The sequence below is a fragment of the Streptomyces nigra genome (genome assembly GCF_003074055.1).
Classification (GTDB): Bacteria; Actinomycetota; Actinomycetes; order Streptomycetales; family Streptomycetaceae; genus Streptomyces; species Streptomyces nigra.
In genome coordinates this window covers 1,833,089-1,849,397 of the sequence record NZ_CP029043.1, presented here as the reverse complement: position 1 = coordinate 1,849,397, position 16,309 = coordinate 1,833,089, and the positions used below count along the sequence as shown (strand labels likewise).

The following is a 16,309-nucleotide window of genomic DNA, read 5'->3' as shown; positions in this document are numbered from 1 at the left end:
ACGCCCTCTCGCCGCACCGGCCGGCCACCCGCGTACAACCAGTACGCGGGAGCCCGTCCGGCGCTCCCCCCAGCTCTTCGAGCAGGGGGTACCCCCAGAGCACGCACCGGACGCCGCTCGGCCCGCCCTACGGGCGGACGACGCGACTTTACGGACACGACCTAGGACCTTTCGTATGGATCAGCCCGCGACGCCGGGATGATCCGAACGAAAGGCCCTGAGCGCTCCGGGCGGCCACGTGGTGTCAGTCACCCGAACCCCGGGTCACCGTTCGGGCGGGGTTCGGGTGATAGTGGAGTACGTGACTGCTGTTCCTCACCCCCGTTCCGAAGCCCCGGGCTCCGCCCGCGCGGGCCGTCTGAGTCTCGCCCTCGCCCTGCTGAGCGGGGCGGCCGGCGCGGCCGTGGCCCTGCTCGCCACCCGGCAGCGCTGGTCGGAGGGCACCGCCGCGGTAGCCGGCGGCTCGTTCCCGCTCACCGCCAAGGGCAGCGACGTCACCGGCGTCCCCGCGGCCCTCGCGATAGTCGGGCTCGCCGCGCTGGTCGCCGTCTTCGCCGTCCGCCGGGCCGGCCGCGTCCTGGTCGCCGCGCTGCTCGCGCTGTCCGGCGCCGGCACCGTCGCCGCCGCCCTGCTCGGCGCCTCCGACAGCTCCGCGCTGGACGAGCAGGCCGCCCGCGTCTCCGGTGACACCGCCGCCACCGTCCAGTCCCTCACCCACACCGCCTGGCCGTACGCCGCCGCCGTCGGGGGCGCCCTGATCCTGCTCGCCGGGCTCCTGGCCCTGCGCTACGGCCGGATCTGGCCCGGCATGTCCGGCCGCTACGAGCGCAACGGCGCACCGCGCCCGCGCCGCGCGGCCCGCCCCGCCGACCCCGACCGCCCGGAGGAGATCTGGAAGGCGCTCGACCGGGGCGAGGACCCGACCGGAGCCTGACGTCCGCCCGGCCGCGACCCCCGATGACCGCACGCGCGCGCGTGCGGGACAATGACCGGGAGCGACCGGCTCACCCCACGTACGACACGTACACAGCAACGAGGAGCAAGCAATGGCGGGCAGCAGCCACGGTCACACTTTGGCCGCCTGGACCGGTGTCACGATCGCCTTCATCGGGTTCTGCGTGGCGGGCGCCTTCATGGTGATGGCCCAGCCGGCGGGTTTCTGGGCCGGTATGGGCGTCGTGATCCTCGGCGGCATCGTCGGCTGGGTCATGAGCGCCATGGGGCTGGGCCAGCCCAAGGACGCCCACGAGCCGCACCTCACCACCGAGGAGCGCCAGGCGGCCGGCGCCAAGGGCTGACCACCGCGCGACGCACCGAGGGGCGACCCGGCACCGACGGACGTGCCCGGGGGCGCCCCTCACGCCTGTGCGGGGCACAATGCTCGACGTGGACACCGACAGCCTCGGGACGCCGGCGCCCGGCGCGGCCGCCCTCGCCCGCCGCCTCGCCGTCCCGGCCGGCCTGCTCGCGGCCGTCGCCGGGGCCTTCGTGTACGTCGGCGCGGTCGACCCCAACGAACCGGGCCACTACCCGGCCTGCCCCCTGCTGGAGTACACCGGGATCTTCTGCCCGGGCTGCGGCGGACTGCGCAGCGCGCACGCCGTCGTGCACGGCGACCTCGCCGCCGCGCTCCAGGCCAACGTCCTCGCCGTGGCGGGATACGCGCTCTTCGCCGTGCTGTGGACCGTCTGGGTGGTCCGCGCGACACGCGGGCGCCCGCTGCGGATCGACCTCGGCCCGGCGCACCTGTGGACGGCCGGCGCTCTGACGCTGGTCTTCACCGTTGTCCGGAACTCGCCGTTCGGTGGCTGGCTGCACCCTTGATCAACCGTGGGACGTCCAGGTACTGGGACCGACGTCAACCGGATGCGAGGGCTCGGCCCGCCTGCGGCTACCATCGCAGTGACCATCGGTTTTGAACCGCTTTCTCAGCCAACCGTCTGGAAGGGGGCCGCTCGCGTGAGTGTGCTCGACGAGATCATCGACGGAGTCCGTGCCGACCTCGCGGAGCGGCAGGCGCGCGTCAGCCTCGACGAGCTCAAGGAGCGCGCGGCGAAGGCCCCCGCGGCCAAGGACGGTGTCGCCGCGCTCCGCGGCGACGGAGTCAAGGTCATCTGCGAGGTCAAGCGCTCCAGCCCGTCCAAGGGCGCGCTGGCCGCCATCGCCGACCCGGCCGGACTCGCCGCGGACTACGAGGCGGGCGGCGCCGCCGTCATCTCCGTCCTCACCGAGCAGCGCCGCTTCGGCGGCTCGCTGGCCGACCTGGAGGCCGTCCGCGCCCGCGTGGACATCCCGGTCCTGCGCAAGGACTTCATCGTCACGTCGTACCAGCTGTGGGAGGCCCGCGCGTACGGCGCCGACCTCGCCCTGCTGATCGTCGCGGCCCTCGACCAGGCCGCCCTGGAGTCCCTCATCGAGCGCGCCGAGTCCATCGGGCTCACCCCGCTCGTCGAGGTCCACGACGAGGACGAGGTCGACCGCGCGGTCGACGCCGGCGCCAAGATCATCGGCGTCAACGCCCGCAACCTCAAGACCCTCGAGGTCGACCGGGGCACCTTCGAGCGCGTCGCGCCCGAGATCCCGGACAGCCTCGTCAAGATCGCCGAGTCCGGCGTCCGCGGCCCGCACGACCTCATCGCGTACGCCAACGCCGGCGCCGACGCGGTCCTGGTCGGCGAGTCCCTCGTCACCGGCAAGGACCCGAAGACCGCGGTCTCCGACCTGGTGGCTGCGGGCGAGCACCCGGCGCTGCGGCACGGCCGCGGCTGAGCACCGATAGAATCGGCGCGATGACGCTCACGACGACCACCACGGACCGGTACGCCCGCCTCGCGCGGGGCTGCCGCCCCCGTGGCTGCCGAGCCCCGGCCCGCCGGGTCCACGGCCGTCGCGTGCGCTACGTCATCGGAGACGAACCCGGGCAGGTCAACGGCCGCCGATGGCAGCGCCCCTCTTAGGCCGTGTCCGCAAAGTCGCGCCTGCCGGCCGACGCGACTTCACGGACACGACCTAGGGGCGCGGGGCCCTTGTCGATGTGCGGCCACCGCCGCGCGGGCGCGACCAGCCACGACGCTGCCGCAGCCGACCGACAGCCTCCCGCCCCACGGCGCTCAGTGTTTTTTCGGCACACTCACCGTGAGGTTTCCGCATGCCCAGCGACTTCTTCATCCCCGACCCGGAGGGTCAGGTCCCCACGCCCGAAGGTTACTTCGGAGCCTTCGGCGGCAAGTTCATCCCGGAGGCCCTCGTCGCCGCCGTGGACGAGGTGGCCGTCGAGTACGACAAGGCCAAGCACGACCCCGAGTTCGCCCGTGAGCTCGACGACCTGCTGGTCAACTACACCGGCCGGCCCAGCTCCCTCACCGAGGTGCCCCGGTTCGCCGCAGAGGCCGGGGGCGCCCGGATCTTCCTCAAGCGCGAGGACCTGAACCACACCGGCTCCCACAAGATCAACAACGTGCTCGGCCAGGCCCTGCTCACCAGGCGCATGGGCAAGACCCGGGTGATCGCCGAGACCGGCGCGGGCCAGCACGGTGTCGCGACCGCGACGGCCTGCGCGCTGTTCGGCCTCGACTGCACGATCTACATGGGCGAGATCGACACCCAGCGCCAGGCCCTCAACGTGGCCCGGATGCGCATGCTCGGCGCCGAGGTCATCGCCGTGAAGTCCGGCAGCCGCACCCTCAAGGACGCCATCAACGAGGCGTTCCGCGACTGGGTCGCCAACGTCGACCACACCCACTACCTGTTCGGCACGGTCGCCGGTCCGCACCCGTTCCCCGCCATGGTCCGCGACTTCCACCGGGTCATCGGCGTCGAGGCCCGCCGCCAGATCCTGGAGCGCGCCGGACGCCTGCCCGACGCGGCCATCGCCTGCGTCGGCGGCGGCTCCAACGCCATCGGCCTCTTCCACGCCTTCATCCCGGACGCCGACGTCCGTCTCATCGGCTGCGAACCCGCCGGGCACGGCGTCGAGACCGGCGAGCACGCGGCCACCCTCACCGCGGGCGAGCCCGGCATCCTGCACGGCTCCCGCTCCTACGTCCTCCAGGACGACGAGGGCCAGATCACCGAGCCGTACTCCATCTCCGCCGGACTGGACTACCCGGGCATCGGGCCCGAGCACTCCTACCTCAAGGACAGCGGACGTGGCGAGTACCGCGCGATCACCGACGACGCGGCCATGCAGGCCCTGCGCCTGCTGTCGCGCACCGAGGGCATCATCCCGGCGATCGAGAGCGCCCACGCGCTCGCCGGCGCCCTGGAGGTCGGCCGGGAACTCGGCCCGGACGGGCTGATCGTCGTCAACCTCTCCGGCCGCGGCGACAAGGACATGGACACCGCCGCCCGCTACTTCGGGCTGTACGACACCGACGCCGAGGTCGCCGCCGACGAGGCCGACGTCGCGGAGATCGAGGGGGACGCCAAGTGAGCGGGAACATCCAACTGCTGTCGGACACCCTCGCCGCCGCCAAGGCCGAGGACCGGTCCGCGCTGATCGCCTATCTGCCGGCCGGCTTCCCCACCGTGGACGGCGGCATCGCGGCGATCAAGGCCGTCCTGGAGGGCGGCGCCGACGTCGTGGAGGTCGGTCTGCCGCACAGCGATCCGGTGCTCGACGGCCCGGTCATCCAGACCGCCGACGACATCGCCCTGCGCGGCGGGGTCAAGATCGCCGACGTGCTGCGCACGGTCCGGGAGGCCCACGCGGCCACCGGCAAGCCGATCCTCGTCATGACGTACTGGAACCCCATCGACCGCTACGGCGTCGAGCGGTTCACCGCCGAGCTGGCCGAGGCGGGCGGCGCCGGCTGCATCCTGCCCGACCTGCCCGTGCAGGAGTCCGCGCTGTGGCGGGAGCACGCCGACAAGCACGGTCTGGCGACCGTGTTCGTCGTGGCGCCCAGCAGCAAGGACGAGCGGCTCGCCCAGATCACCGCGGTGGGCAGCGGCTTCGTCTACGCCGCCTCGCTGATGGGGGTCACCGGCACCCGTGCGTCCGTCGGCGCGCAGGCGCACGACCTGGTCGAGCGCACCCGGGCGACCGGGACCGGCCTGCCCGTCTGCGTCGGCCTCGGTGTCTCCGACGCCGAGCAGGCCGCCGAGGTCGCCGGGTTCGCGGACGGCGTGATCGTCGGATCGGCCTTCGTCAAGCGGATGCTGGACGCGCCGGACGACGCGGCCGGTGTCGAGGCCGTCCGGGAACTCGCGGGCGAGCTGGCGAAGGGCGTGCGCCGGCGGACGTGACCGGCTCCCGCGCCGGGCGCGGGACATCGTCGGAAGAAGGGCCTTCCGTACGAGTCGCTCGAACGGGTGGACCTGGGACCGGGGAGGCGCGGTGCGCCTCCCCGGTTCGTTTCTGCGGTTGTGAGCGAAAAGAATCGAGACGCGAAGCGGACCGCCCGGGAGCGGCTGGCGGTCGAGCGGGAGAAGCAGAAGGCGGCCGACCGGCGGCGGCGCACACTGATCGTGGGCGCGAGCGTCGTCTGCGTACTGGGCCTCGCCGCCGTGATCGGGGTCGTCGCCGCCAACGCCGGCAAGGACAGCGGCAATGACGCCGGGCCGGTCGTCGGCCCCTCCGGAGCCCAGGGCAAGGACGGGCTGGCCATCCCGGTCGGCGAGGCGAGCGCCCCCTCGACGCTCACGGTCTGGGAGGACTTCCGCTGCCCGGCCTGCAAGTCCTTCGAGGACGCCTACCGCTCGACGATCCACGGGCTGACCGACTCCGGCAAGCTCAAGGTCGAGTACCACCTGGCGACGATCATCGACGGCAACATGGGCGGCACCGGCTCCCGCAACGCGGCGAACGCCGCGGCCTGCGCCCAGGACGCCGGGAAGTTCGTCGAGTACCACGACGTGCTGTACCGCAACCAGCCGCCGGAGATCGACGACGCCTTCGGTGAGAACAGCAAGCTGCTGGAGCTCGCCCGCAAGGTGGAGGGCCTGGACACGCCGGCCTTCCGCACGTGCGTCGAGGACGGCACGCACAACGGCTGGGTGGAGAAGTCCAACGACGCCTTCAAGTCGGGCGGCTTCAGCGGCACCCCCACCGTCCTGCTGAACGGCAAGAACATCTACCAGGACCAGACGATGACGCCCGCCAAGCTCAAGCAGATGGTGGAGGCGAACGCGAAGGGCTGAGCGCCCGTACGGGCACGGCCTGTTATGGACCCGTAGCCGGGCTGCCCGACATCGGTGCCGCCCGGCAGGGTAGCGTCGACCTTGCCATGGAACTTGCCTACATTCCCAGCCCGTCGCGCGGGGTGATCCACCTCGGTCCCATTCCGCTGCGCGGCTACGCCTTCTGCATCATCATCGGTGTCTTCGTAGCCGTCTGGCTCGGCAACAGGCGCTGGGTCGCCCGGGGCGGGCGGGCCGGCACGGTCGCGGACATCGCCGTCTGGGCCGTCCCGTTCGGCCTGATCGGCGGACGCCTCTACCACGTGATCACGGACTACGAGCTGTACTTCAGCGAGGGCCGTGACTGGGTGGACGCCCTCAAGATCTGGGAGGGCGGCCTCGGCATCTGGGGTGCCATCGCGCTGGGCGCGGTCGGCGCGTGGATCGGCTGCCGCCGCCGCGGCATCCCGCTGCCCGCGTACGCCGACGCCGTCGCCCCCGGCATCGCCCTGGCGCAGGCCCTCGGCCGCTGGGGCAACTGGTTCAACCAGGAGCTGTACGGCCGCCGCACCGACGTGCCGTGGGCGCTGGAGATCACGTCCTCCACGGACGGGCGGGTCCCGGGCCTCTACCACCCGACGTTCCTGTACGAGTCGCTGTGGTGCATCGGCGTCGCCCTGCTGGTGATCTGGGCCGACCGCCGCTTCCAGATGGGCCACGGCCGGGCGTTCGCGCTGTACGTCGCCGCGTACTGCGCCGGCCGGTTCTGGGTCGAGTACATGCGCGTCGACGACGCCCACCACATCCTCGGCCTGCGGCTGAACAACTGGACCGCGCTCCTGGTCTTCCTGCTCGCCGTGACCTACATCGTGGTGTCGGCGAAGAAGCGGCCCGGGCGTGAGGCCGTCGTCGAGCCCGGTGCGGCCGACGACGACTCAGGCGCTGCGTCCGCTGACAAGAAGACGGAGAGCGACGCCGCGACCGAGGACGAGAAGACGTCCGAGGCGGACGACGAGGCCAAGCCGGAGTCCGAGGCCACGTCCGAGTCCGAGGACGCCAAGGAACCGCGCGACGAGGCCGAGTCGGCTCGCAAGGGCTGACCCCCGACGGTCATCTCACGAAGGGCGCCCGGTCGACCGGGCGCCCTTCGTGTGTCTCAGCCGCGACGCGCCAGGGACAGCGTCCGGCGCGCGGCGGCCACCATCGCCGCGTCCACGAACCGCCCGTCCGGCAGCGCCAGCGCCCCCTGGTCCCTCGCCGCCGCCTTCACGATCGTCTCCGCCTGCTCCACCTCCCGCTCCGAGGGCAGATAGGCCCGCTCGATCACGGGCAGCTGCCGGGGGTGGATCGCCGCGCGGCCGAGGAAGCCCAGCGCGCGGCCGTGCGCGCAGGTCGCCGCCAGGCCCTCCAGGTCGCGGATGTCCGGGTGGATGGACTGGGCCGGCGGGGGCAGCCCGGCGGCCCGTGCGGCGACCACGACCCGGGAACGGCACCAGTCGAGCCCTGCGTCGCCCCGTACGCCCAGGTCGGCGCGCAGGTCCGCCTCGCCGAGGGAGATACCGCGCAGGGCCGGGTGCGCGGACGCGATCGCGTGCGCCCGTTCGATGCCGAGGGCCGATTCCAGGAGCGCGTGCAGCCGGGTCGTGCCCGGCGCCGAGGGCGGTGTGGTCTCGGCGAGATGGATGACCTGGTCGGCCGACGTCACCTTCGGCAGCCGCAGCGCGGCCAGACCGGGCAGGGCGGCCAGCGCCGCGAGATCCCGCTGCGCCGGCGGGGTGCCCAGCGCGTTCACCCGGACATGGACGGGCACGGGGTGCTCCGGCGCGGACAGCAGCTCGGCCGTGGCCGCCCGCGCGTAGTCCTTGCGGTCCGGGGCCACCGCGTCCTCCAGGTCGACGATGACGACGTCGGCGCCGGACGCGAGTGCCCCGGCCACCACCCGGGGCCGGTCCCCGGGGGCGTACAGCCAGGTCAGCGGGTACGGGGTGGTCTCCGCCGGGACGGTCACAGCGCGCCCTCCTCCCGCAGGGCCGCGAGGTCGGCGGGGGACAGCCCGAGACCGGTGAGGACCTCGTCGGTGTCCGCGCCGTGCGGCCGGCCCGCCCAGCGGATCGTGCCGGGCGTGGCGGAGAGCCGGAACAGGACGTTCTGCATCCGCAGCGGGCCCAGCTCGGGATCGTCCACGGTGGTGACCGTGTCGAGCGCCGCGTACTGCGGGTCCGTCATCACGTCCCGGATGTCCTGGACCGGGGCCACCGCCGCCTCCGCCTTCTCGAAGGCGGCCAGGACGTCGGCGCGGGTGTGCCGGGCGATCCAGTCGCCGACCGCCCGGTCCAGCACGTCGGCGTGGCGCGCCCGGTCCACGCCCGTCGCGAACCACGGCTCGTCGATCAGGTCGGGGCGCCCCACGAGCCGCATCACGCGCTCGGCGATCGACTGGGCGGACGTGGAGACGGCGACCCAGGTGCCGTCGGCCGTGCGGTAGGTGTTGCGCGGGGCGTTGTTGGCGGAGCGGTTGCCGGTGCGCTCCTGGACGTAGCCGAGCTGGTCGTACCAGGTCGGCTGGGGTCCGAGGGCCATCAGCATCGGCTCGATGAGCGCCATGTCGACGACCTGGCCCTCGCCGGTGCGCTCACGGGCCGCGAGGGCCGTCATCACGGCGTACGCGGTGGCGAGGCCCGCGATCGAGTCGGCCAGGCCGAACGGCGGGAGCGTCGGGGGCGCGTCGGGCTCCCCGGTGAGCGCGGCGAAGCCGCTCATCGCCTCGGCGAGGGTGCCGAAGCCGGGGCGGTGGGAGGAGGGGCCGAACTGCCCGAAGCCGGTGACCCGGGTCAGGACCAGACGGGGGTTGGCGGCCGACAGCTCCGGCCAGCCCAGGTCCCACTTCTCCAGGGTGCCGGGGCGGAAGTTCTCGATGATCACGTCCGCGGTGGCGGCCAGCCGCAGCAGGGTGGCGCGGCCGCCGGGCCGGGACAGGTTCAGGGTGATCGCGCGCTTGTTGCGGCCGAGGACCTTCCACCACAGCCCCACCCCGTCCTTGGCGGGGCCGTGCCCACGGGACGGGTCCGGCTTCTCGGGGTGCTCGACCTTGATCACCTCCGCGCCGAAGTCGCCGAGCATCGTCGCGGCCAGCGGGCCGGCGAACAGGGTGGCCAGGTCGATCACGCGCAGGCCGGCCAGGGGCGCCGGGGCCGCCGCGCTCATGACGCGTACCGTTCGTCGATCTCGGGCCGGTACGGCATCGACACCGTGGCGCCCTCCCGCTGCACGGACAGCGCGGCCGCGCAGGACGCCCAGGCCAGCGCGTCGGGCATCGGGCGGCCCTCGCCCAGTGCCACCGCGAGGGCGCCGACGAAGGTGTCGCCGGCGCCGGTGGAGTCGACGGCGGTGACCTTCAGGGCAGGGACCGTGAGCGGTTCGGCGCCCCGGGCGGCGTACAGGCTGCCGGACGCGCCCAGGGTGACGACGACCTCGGGGACCAGGCCCAGCAGGACGCCGGCCGCCTCGCGGGGGTCGGTGCGGCCGGTCAGGGTGGCGGCCTCGTGCTCGTTGGGGACGATCAGGTCGATGGCGCCGAGGAGCTCGTCGGGGAGCGGCCGGGCGGGGGAGGGGGTGAGGACCGTACGGACGCCGTGGCGGCGGGCGGCGCGGGCGCCCGCGAGCACGGCGGGCAGCGGGATCTCCAGCTGGAGCAGCAGGGTGTCGGCGTCGGCGATCACGCCCTCGTCACCCGGGCTGAGGTGGTCGAGGGTGGCGTTGGCGCCGGGGATGACGACGATCGCGTTGCCGCCCTCGTCGTCGACGACGATGTGCGCGGTGCCGGAGGGGCCCTCGACGGTGCGCAGGTCGTCGGTGTCGACCCCGGAGTGCTCGAGCGCGGAGCGCAGCTGGGCGCCGTAGGTGTCGTTGCCGACGGCGCCGATCATCAGCACGTCGCCGCCCGCGCGGGCCGCGGCGGTCGCCTGGTTGGCGCCCTTGCCGCCGGGGATCGTGCGGAACTCCCGGCCGGTGACGGTCTCGCCGCGCTGCGGGGCCTTCTCTACATAGGTGACGAGGTCCATGTTCGTGCTGCCGAGCACGACGATGTCGGTCATGGGCGGACGGCCTCCAAGGGGGTGAGGTCCGGGGCGGGGGCTTGGGCGAGGTCGTGTGTGAGCCGGGCGAGCGTGTCGAAGCCGGTGCCGTCGAGGCCGCCGACGGAGGTGGCGAGACGGTTCTTCAGCGGGGCGGTCCAATGGTCGGGCAGGGCGGCGGGGGAGCCGGCGAGAAGGCCTGCGACGCTGCCCGCCGTCGCGCCGTTGGAGTCGGTGTCCCAGCCGCCGGACACGGCACGGCAGATGGAGCCGGTGAAGTCGCCGTCGGCGTGGGTGAGGGCGGCGGCGATCAGGGCCGTGTTGGGGACGGCGTGGACCCAGTGGTGGTCCTCCCCGTGGACGGCGTGCAGTCGGTCGACGACCGTGTCGAAGTCCTCGTGGGCGCGCGCCAGCGTCATCGCGTGGTCGACGGCCCGGGCGAGGCGGGACTCGGACGGGATCACCGCGAGCCCGGCGCGCAGGCAGTCGTGGACGTCCTGCGGCCCGGTCGCGTGGGCCGCGCGGGCGATGACCGCCGCCGCGAACATCGCCGCGTAGACGCCGTTGGCGGTGTGCGTGAGGGTGGCGTCCCGGTGGGCCTGTTCGGCCGCGGCACCCGGATCGCCGGGGTGGGTCCAGCCGTGGACGTCGGCCCGGATGAGGGCACCGATCCACTCGCGGAACGGGTTGCGGTGGCGGGCCGTGTGCGGGGGTTCGACCCCGAGGAGGAGGTTGCGCAGCGCGACGCGTTCGGCGGTGAACGTACGGCCCGCGGGGAGTTCGTCCAGCCAGAGGCGGGCCACGTCCGCGGTGGTGAAGGCCCGGCCGTACCGCTGGAGCAGCAGCAGGTTGAGCAGCGGGTAGTTGAGGTCGTCGTCCTCGGGCATGCCGTCGATGTTCTCGGCCAGCGAGGTCGTGGCGGAGCGGCGGTTCCAGGGATGGGCGGCGAGCAGCTCGGGCGGGACGCCCCGGGCCGTGAAGTAGCCGCGCAGGGGCCAGTTGCCGGTCGGCCGGGCGAGCGCGCGGATGGCGTCGAGCGGCAGCTTCTCGACCGGCTTGCCCAGCAGACAGCCGACGGCCCGGCCCAGCCAGGCGGCCTCGAGCCGGGCCGGAGAGGTCCGCGCGGGGGAGGCCGGGGGCGCGGGCCAGTCGGGGCGGAGAGCCTTGATGGCGGCGAGGTCGGTGGGCTCCCGGTCCGCCGTCCGGCTCGGCAGGTCGGCCAGTTCGTCCAGCAGGTCCTCGGCCAGCGTGCGCAGATAGCGGGACGCCGGTTGTGGCGAGGCGCCCGCCCGCGCGGGAGCCGTACGGCCTCCGGCCGCCGCCCAGCGGGCCGCGATCCGTGCCGGCTCCCTGCCGTCCAGGGCGGCCTGGCGCAGCTCGTGGCCGATCAGATCCTCGGGCTGCACCCAGGTCACGCGGAGCACGGCCGGCCCTCCAGCGTCTCGAACGCCGCCTCGTGGGCGCGGCGGCGGGCCACGTCCCGGGTGTGCACCTCACGGGCCACCTCGGTCAGGACGCGGGGCGGCTCCCACAGGTCCAGCCGGCTGGCCTCCGCGACCGTCTTCGCCCAGTCCTCCGGGACCGGGGAGCCGAGGGCGCCGGCCACCGCGCCCGCCATCGTCGCGATCGAGTCGCAGTCACGGCCGTAGTTCACCGAGCCCAGCACCGCCCGGCGGAAGTCGCCGCCCCCGATCAGCACCATGGCCAGGGCGATGGGCAGTTCCTCGATCGCGTGCAGCCGGGAGGGCCGGCGGGCGCCCAGGGAGGGCCGGCGGTAGTCGGGGCCGACGGTGTCGTAGGGGGCGACCGCCTCGCGCAGCGGGACCAGCGCGGACTCGAAGTCGCCGTGAGCCGTGGCGGTCTCGCAGCACTTCTCGATGGCCTCGCGGGTGCCGTCCCGGGCCAGGGACAGACAGGCGCCGACGACAGAGTCGGGGGTCGCGCCGGGGGAGCAGGCCGCCGCCACGGCCGCCGCGAACACACCGGCCGCCTCACGTCCGTACGACGACTGGTGGGCGCCCGCGACGTCCAGCGCCTCGGCGTACGCGGCGCGCGGGTCGGCGGCGTTGACCAGGCCGACGGGGGCCATGTACATCGCGGCACCGCAGTTCACGATGTTGCCGACGCCGGCCTCCCGGGGGTCGACGTGGCCGTAGTGGAGGCGGGCCACGAGCCACTTCTCCGCCAGGAAGATCCGGTGCAGGGGGAGCGCCTCGGCCTCCAGCTCCGGGATCCAGCGGGGGTTCGCCATCAGGTCCGGGACCAGGTGGTCGGCGATCGCGTACGCGTCGAGGTGGTCGCGGACGGCCGCGTAGACGCGGATCAGCGCGTGCGTCATCAACGTGTCGTCGGTGACGTGCCCGTCGCCCTTGTGGTACGGCGCGATGGGGCGGGCCGTACGCCAGTCCTCGCCGTTCCAGGGGCCGACGACGCCGTGGACGCGGCCGCCGTGGCGCTCCAGGATCTGATCCGGGGAGTAGCCCTCCACCGGGCCGCCGAGGGCGTCGCCGACGGCCGCGCCGACCAGGGCGCCGGTGATCCGTTCGTCGAGACGCGGACCACTGTTTTCATCTGCTTTGGGCGTCATGCCGGAATCATCCTCCTGGTCGGTCCGGTTGTGCGGCTTCCAGGAGGTCGGCGAGTTCCACCAGGTCGGTGCCGGTGAGCCGGGGGAGCGCGCAGCCGGAGAGGGTGCGGCAGGCGTCGCGCCAGGCCGCCGCGACGCACGCGGCGCCGCCGAGCGCGCCGGTGAGCGCGCCGGTCAGGGCCGGTGCCGAGTCCGCCACCCGGGACAGGCAGGCGGCGGCGGGGACCGCCTCGGCGATACGGCCGTCCGCGGCGACGGCGAGCGCGAGGGCGACCGGCACGGTCTCGGCGGCGGCGACGCCGTAGCTGTAGACGTGGTCGACGATCTGGTGCTCCAGGAGGGGGACCAGGGCGAAGGCGCCGTCCGCGGCGCGGGCGAGGTCCACGGCGTGGTGGGCGTTGCGTCCGATCTCCGTGCCCTCGGGGAGTTCGGTGAGCGCCGCCGTGACGCAGGTGCCGGTGGGCGCGCCGGTGAGGGCCAGGGAGACGGCCGCGGCCATCGCCCGGGCGCCGAGGACGCCGTCGCCGTCCTGGGTGTAACGGGCGTCGAACTCGGCCAGGCCGGCGGCGCGTTCGGGGTCGCCGGGGTGGGCGACGGCCAGGACGCAGGCGCGTACGCAGGCCGCGTCGTCGAAGAAGTGCGGGTTGTCGTGGCCGGTGGCGGGTGGGCGGAGGCCGGTGGCGAGGTTGCCGAGGCCGGCGCGGACGGAGATGCGGGCGCGCAGCGGTAGGACCGCCGACTCGACCTCGGGGGCGCGGTCGGCTGCGGCGGCGATCTCGCCGGCGAGGGCGTTCCAGGTGAGGTCGATGGCTGCCCTGACGCGGCGGTCGCGGCTGAGGTCGCCCAGGGCGGTGTCGTCGCCGGCCCGCAGCAGGGCCTCCGCGGTGAACGCCGCCCACTCGGCGTCGTCGGAGGGGCCCAGACGGAGGGGTTCGGGGGGCTGGTTGAGGGCGATCGGTACGGGGAGGGTGGTCGTGGCGTTCTGCTCGGCGAACGTCTCCAGTTCGCGGGTCAGGCGCCGCGTCCAGTCCGGCATACGCGCGGCCCGGTGCCGGGCGGCGGGCCAGCCGGCGGCGTCGCCTGCGGCCAGGCCCAGGAGGAGTCCTTGGATGCGGTGCGCCGCGCCGGGCTGGGGTGCAGCGGCCTCGGCTTCGCCTTCGGCCAGGAGTTTCCCACCCGCACGGGGGTGCTGCGCGGGCTCGCGGGTGGGGACGGCCTCGGCTTCGCCTTCGGCCAGGAGTCTGCCACCCGCACCACCCGTGCAGCTTTCGTCGTCGGGTGCGGGTGGCCCCGGTGGGGCGAACTCGTCGTCGGCGTCCTCCGGTTCGGGGGGTGGGAGGAGGAGCGTCGGGCCTGTGGTGGGTGGGGACGCTTCGTCGGGGGTGGGGTCGGACCACGGGGTTGGGGGGGTCATCCGAGGGGCTCCTTTGTCGGGGTGAGGGCTCCGGTGATCCATTTGCGGTCGTCGCCGGGGACCAGGAGTTCCGCCACCTCCAGGACGTGGTGGCCCGCCATCGACGGCAGGCAGCTGCCGCGGGCCGGGGCGATCGCGGCCGCCCAGTCCGGGGGGATCGCCTGCTCGCCCTGCGTCGCGCCGGCCAGTGCGCCCGCCACCGCGGCAGTCGTGTCCGCGTCGCGACCCATGTTCACCGCCGTCAGGACCGCCTGGACGAAGTCGCCGTCGGCCGCCGCGTACGCGCCGAAGGCCAGGGCGACCGCCTCGGGGGCCAGGTCGGTCCAGGGGTAGCCGCCGATGACCACCGCGGAGCGCACCGCGCGTTCCCCCTCGTGGGCGACCGCGGCTGCCCGGCGCAGGGAGCGGGCCGTCCAGGAGTCGTCCGGGACCACGGCCAGCGCCGAGGCCACCACCACCGGGGTCGGGGCGCCCGTCATCGCCGCGGCCACCCCGGCCGCCACGGCCTGGCCGCCGTAGATGCCCTCGCCGTCGTGGCTCACCGAGCCGTCGATGGCGACCAGCCGGGCGGCCTCGGCGGGGCGGCCCGCGGCGAACACGCCGAAGGGCGCCGCCCGCATGGCCAGCCCGTCGCTCCAGGCGTGCCGGTGCTGTGCGGAGATGGGCGCCGCGAGACCCCGGCGGAGGTTCTCCAGCGTGCCCCGCTCGCTGAACCCGGCGCCCCGGAACGGCCCCTCCGCCCGGTCCGCGATCCACTCGTGCCAGGCGGCCTCGACATGGGCCGGCGTGAGCGCCGAGCCGTGGCGGGCGAGCAGCAGCCCGGAGAAGATCGCGTACTCGGTGTCGTCGGTACCGCACGGCCGTTCGCTGACGAAACCGGTGATGCGGCCCCACCGGGCGCGGATCTCCGAGGGCTTCATGTTCTCGGCGGGGGCGCCCAGCGCGTCGCCCACCGCCAGGCCCAGCAGGGCGCCGCGCGCCCGCTCGCGGAGTTCGCCGGCGTCACCGGGCGCCGGGACCGAGGGGATGCAGGCGATCGATGCCATACGCGGCCTCTCCTCCGGGGGCTCCGCCCAGGGCGCGGAGCCCTTTGCGGATGTGTCCCACCGTCGGCGGTTGACCTGAGCCTCGACGGCCCCACTGTCACCCGGTCGACGTGGCGTCCGAGGCCCCGGCGGCGTGGCGGGTTTTAGGGCAAAACCGCAGGTTAGCCCAGCCTTTCCTTGCTGGCGGGCGGGAATGGGGCGGCGTAGATTGGGTGTTGTCAAAGAGTAGAACACGTCTAAAGCAAGCCTTGCCTGACTTCGCGTTCTGCCGCCTCATCTGGCTTTTCCGAAGCTTTTCCGGCCACCTGACTTCCGGGGGGAACCTCATGGCGATCATCGAGACCGAGGCCGCGCTGCACGAGGCGCACCGTGACAACCACACGCACCGCGACGTGAACGGCGGCTGGCTGCGCCCCGCGGTCTTCGGCGCGATGGACGGCCTCGTCTCCAACCTCGCCCTCATGACCGGTGTCGCCGGCGGTGCCGTCAGCCACCAGACCATCGTGCTCAGCGGCCTCGCGGGCCTCGCGGCCGGCGCCTTCTCCATGGCCGCCGGCGAGTACACCTCGGTCGCCTCGCAACGCGAGCTCGTCGAGGCCGAACTGGCCGTCGAGCGGCGGGAGCTGCGCAAGCACCCCGAGGACGAGGAGGCCGAGCTGGCGGCCCTCTACGAGGCCCGGGGCGTGGACGCCGACCTCGCGCGGGCCGTCGCGGCACAGCTCTCCCGCGACCCCGAGCTGGCCCTGGAGATACACGCCAGGGAGGAGCTCGGCATCGACCCCGGCGACCTGCCCTCGCCCCTGGTCGCCGCGGTGTCGTCGTTCGGGTCCTTCGCCCTCGGCGCCCTGCTGCCCGTCCTGCCGTACCTGCTCGGCGCCACCGCGCTGTGGCCGGCCGTCCTGCTCGCGCTGCTCGGCCTCTTCCTGTGCGGTGCGGTCGTGGCCAAGGTGACGGCGCGCAGCTGGTGGTTCAGCGGTCTGCGGCAGCTCGCCCTGGGTGGCGCGGCGGCCGGTGTGACGTACGCCCTGGGCAGCTTCTTCGAAACGGCCGTAGGATAGCGCGGCTGGAA

Annotated in this window: 17 protein-coding genes; 10 read left to right on the top strand and 7 right to left on the bottom strand. The window is 74.1% G+C overall.

Features of this window, described 5'->3' with window-relative positions; all coding sequences use genetic code 11:
* Positions 1-292: 292 nt before the first annotated feature.
* The 9 genes from DC008_RS08585 to lgt all read left to right on the top strand — a co-directional run bounded on the left by DC008_RS08585 (position 293) and on the right by lgt (position 7,220).
* Positions 293-934 carry a TIGR02234 family membrane protein gene (locus DC008_RS08585; RefSeq protein WP_108706443.1) on the top strand — a complete coding sequence of 214 codons (642 nt, stop codon included), beginning with the start codon at positions 293-295 and terminating at the stop codon, positions 932-934.
* 112 nt (positions 935-1,046) lie between these two features.
* On the top strand, positions 1,047-1,298 hold the full coding sequence (locus DC008_RS08580) for an HGxxPAAW family protein (protein ID WP_055621577.1): 252 nt from the start codon (positions 1,047-1,049) through the stop codon (positions 1,296-1,298).
* Positions 1,299-1,377: 79 nt separating this feature from the next.
* Positions 1,378-1,824: a DUF2752 domain-containing protein gene (locus DC008_RS08575; RefSeq protein WP_108706442.1), complete on the top strand. Its 447-nt coding sequence runs from the start codon at positions 1,378-1,380 to the stop codon at positions 1,822-1,824.
* A 135-nt stretch (positions 1,825-1,959) separates the two neighbouring features.
* Entirely contained in the window at positions 1,960-2,769 is an 810-nt protein-coding gene (gene trpC / locus DC008_RS08570; protein ID WP_108706441.1) for an indole-3-glycerol phosphate synthase TrpC, read from the top strand.
* 20 nt (positions 2,770-2,789) lie between these two features.
* The gene (gene trpM / locus DC008_RS35385; protein ID WP_164492273.1) at positions 2,790-2,957 is read left to right on the top strand and encodes a tryptophan biosynthesis modulator TrpM; all 168 of its coding nucleotides are present in this window, start codon (positions 2,790-2,792) and stop codon (positions 2,955-2,957) included.
* A gap of 191 nt (positions 2,958-3,148) precedes the next feature.
* Positions 3,149-4,432, top strand: a complete 1,284-nt coding sequence (gene trpB / locus DC008_RS08565) for a tryptophan synthase subunit beta (RefSeq protein ID WP_108706440.1) — start codon at positions 3,149-3,151, stop codon at positions 4,430-4,432.
* Positions 4,429-5,247, top strand: a complete 819-nt coding sequence (gene trpA, locus DC008_RS08560; RefSeq protein ID WP_108706439.1) for a tryptophan synthase subunit alpha — start codon at positions 4,429-4,431, stop codon at positions 5,245-5,247. Before trpB ends, trpA begins: the two co-directional genes overlap by 4 nt.
* A gap of 120 nt (positions 5,248-5,367) precedes the next feature.
* Positions 5,368-6,141, top strand: a complete 774-nt coding sequence (locus DC008_RS08555; protein WP_055621572.1) for a DsbA family protein — start codon at positions 5,368-5,370, stop codon at positions 6,139-6,141.
* A gap of 86 nt (positions 6,142-6,227) precedes the next feature.
* Complete coding sequence (gene lgt / locus DC008_RS08550) at positions 6,228-7,220, top strand: prolipoprotein diacylglyceryl transferase (protein WP_108706438.1); 993 nt, start codon at positions 6,228-6,230, stop codon at positions 7,218-7,220.
* Between the two features lie 56 nt (positions 7,221-7,276).
* Here the strand turns inward: lgt and DC008_RS08545 are convergent, their stop codons facing one another.
* From DC008_RS08545 to DC008_RS08515, 7 genes are read right to left on the bottom strand one after another with little or no spacing between them, the layout of a single operon-like run.
* A complete protein-coding gene (locus tag DC008_RS08545) occupies positions 7,277-8,128 on the bottom strand; it encodes an HpcH/HpaI aldolase/citrate lyase family protein (RefSeq protein WP_108706437.1) in 852 nt (283 codons plus the stop codon).
* Positions 8,125-9,324 (bottom strand): CaiB/BaiF CoA transferase family protein, encoded by a 1,200-nt coding sequence (locus DC008_RS08540; RefSeq protein WP_108706436.1) that lies wholly within the window; start codon positions 9,322-9,324, stop codon positions 8,125-8,127. Before DC008_RS08540 ends, DC008_RS08545 begins: the two co-directional genes overlap by 4 nt.
* Complete coding sequence (rbsK, locus tag DC008_RS08535) at positions 9,321-10,214, bottom strand: ribokinase (protein WP_108706435.1); 894 nt, start codon at positions 10,212-10,214, stop codon at positions 9,321-9,323. The genes DC008_RS08540 and rbsK overlap by 4 nt, the downstream gene beginning before the upstream one ends.
* Positions 10,211-11,617: an ADP-ribosylglycohydrolase family protein gene (locus DC008_RS08530; protein ID WP_108706434.1), complete on the bottom strand. Its 1,407-nt coding sequence runs from the start codon at positions 11,615-11,617 to the stop codon at positions 10,211-10,213. The genes rbsK and DC008_RS08530 overlap by 4 nt, the downstream gene beginning before the upstream one ends.
* Positions 11,605-12,780 carry an ADP-ribosylglycohydrolase family protein gene (locus DC008_RS08525; RefSeq protein ID WP_108706433.1) on the bottom strand — a complete coding sequence of 392 codons (1,176 nt, stop codon included), beginning with the start codon at positions 12,778-12,780 and terminating at the stop codon, positions 11,605-11,607. Before DC008_RS08525 ends, DC008_RS08530 begins: the two co-directional genes overlap by 13 nt.
* Positions 12,781-12,787: 7 nt before the next feature.
* Entirely contained in the window at positions 12,788-14,194 is a 1,407-nt protein-coding gene (locus DC008_RS08520) for an ADP-ribosylglycohydrolase family protein (protein WP_108706432.1), read from the bottom strand.
* Positions 14,191-15,240 carry an ADP-ribosylglycohydrolase family protein gene (locus DC008_RS08515; RefSeq protein WP_108706431.1) on the bottom strand — a complete coding sequence of 350 codons (1,050 nt, stop codon included), beginning with the start codon at positions 15,238-15,240 and terminating at the stop codon, positions 14,191-14,193. The genes DC008_RS08520 and DC008_RS08515 overlap by 4 nt, the downstream gene beginning before the upstream one ends.
* 326 nt (positions 15,241-15,566) lie before the next feature.
* On the opposite strand from DC008_RS08515, the gene DC008_RS08510 reads away from it, so the two are divergent.
* A complete protein-coding gene (locus DC008_RS08510; RefSeq protein ID WP_055621563.1) occupies positions 15,567-16,298 on the top strand; it encodes a VIT1/CCC1 transporter family protein in 732 nt (243 codons plus the stop codon).
* The last annotated feature ends 11 nt before the right edge of the window (positions 16,299-16,309 follow it).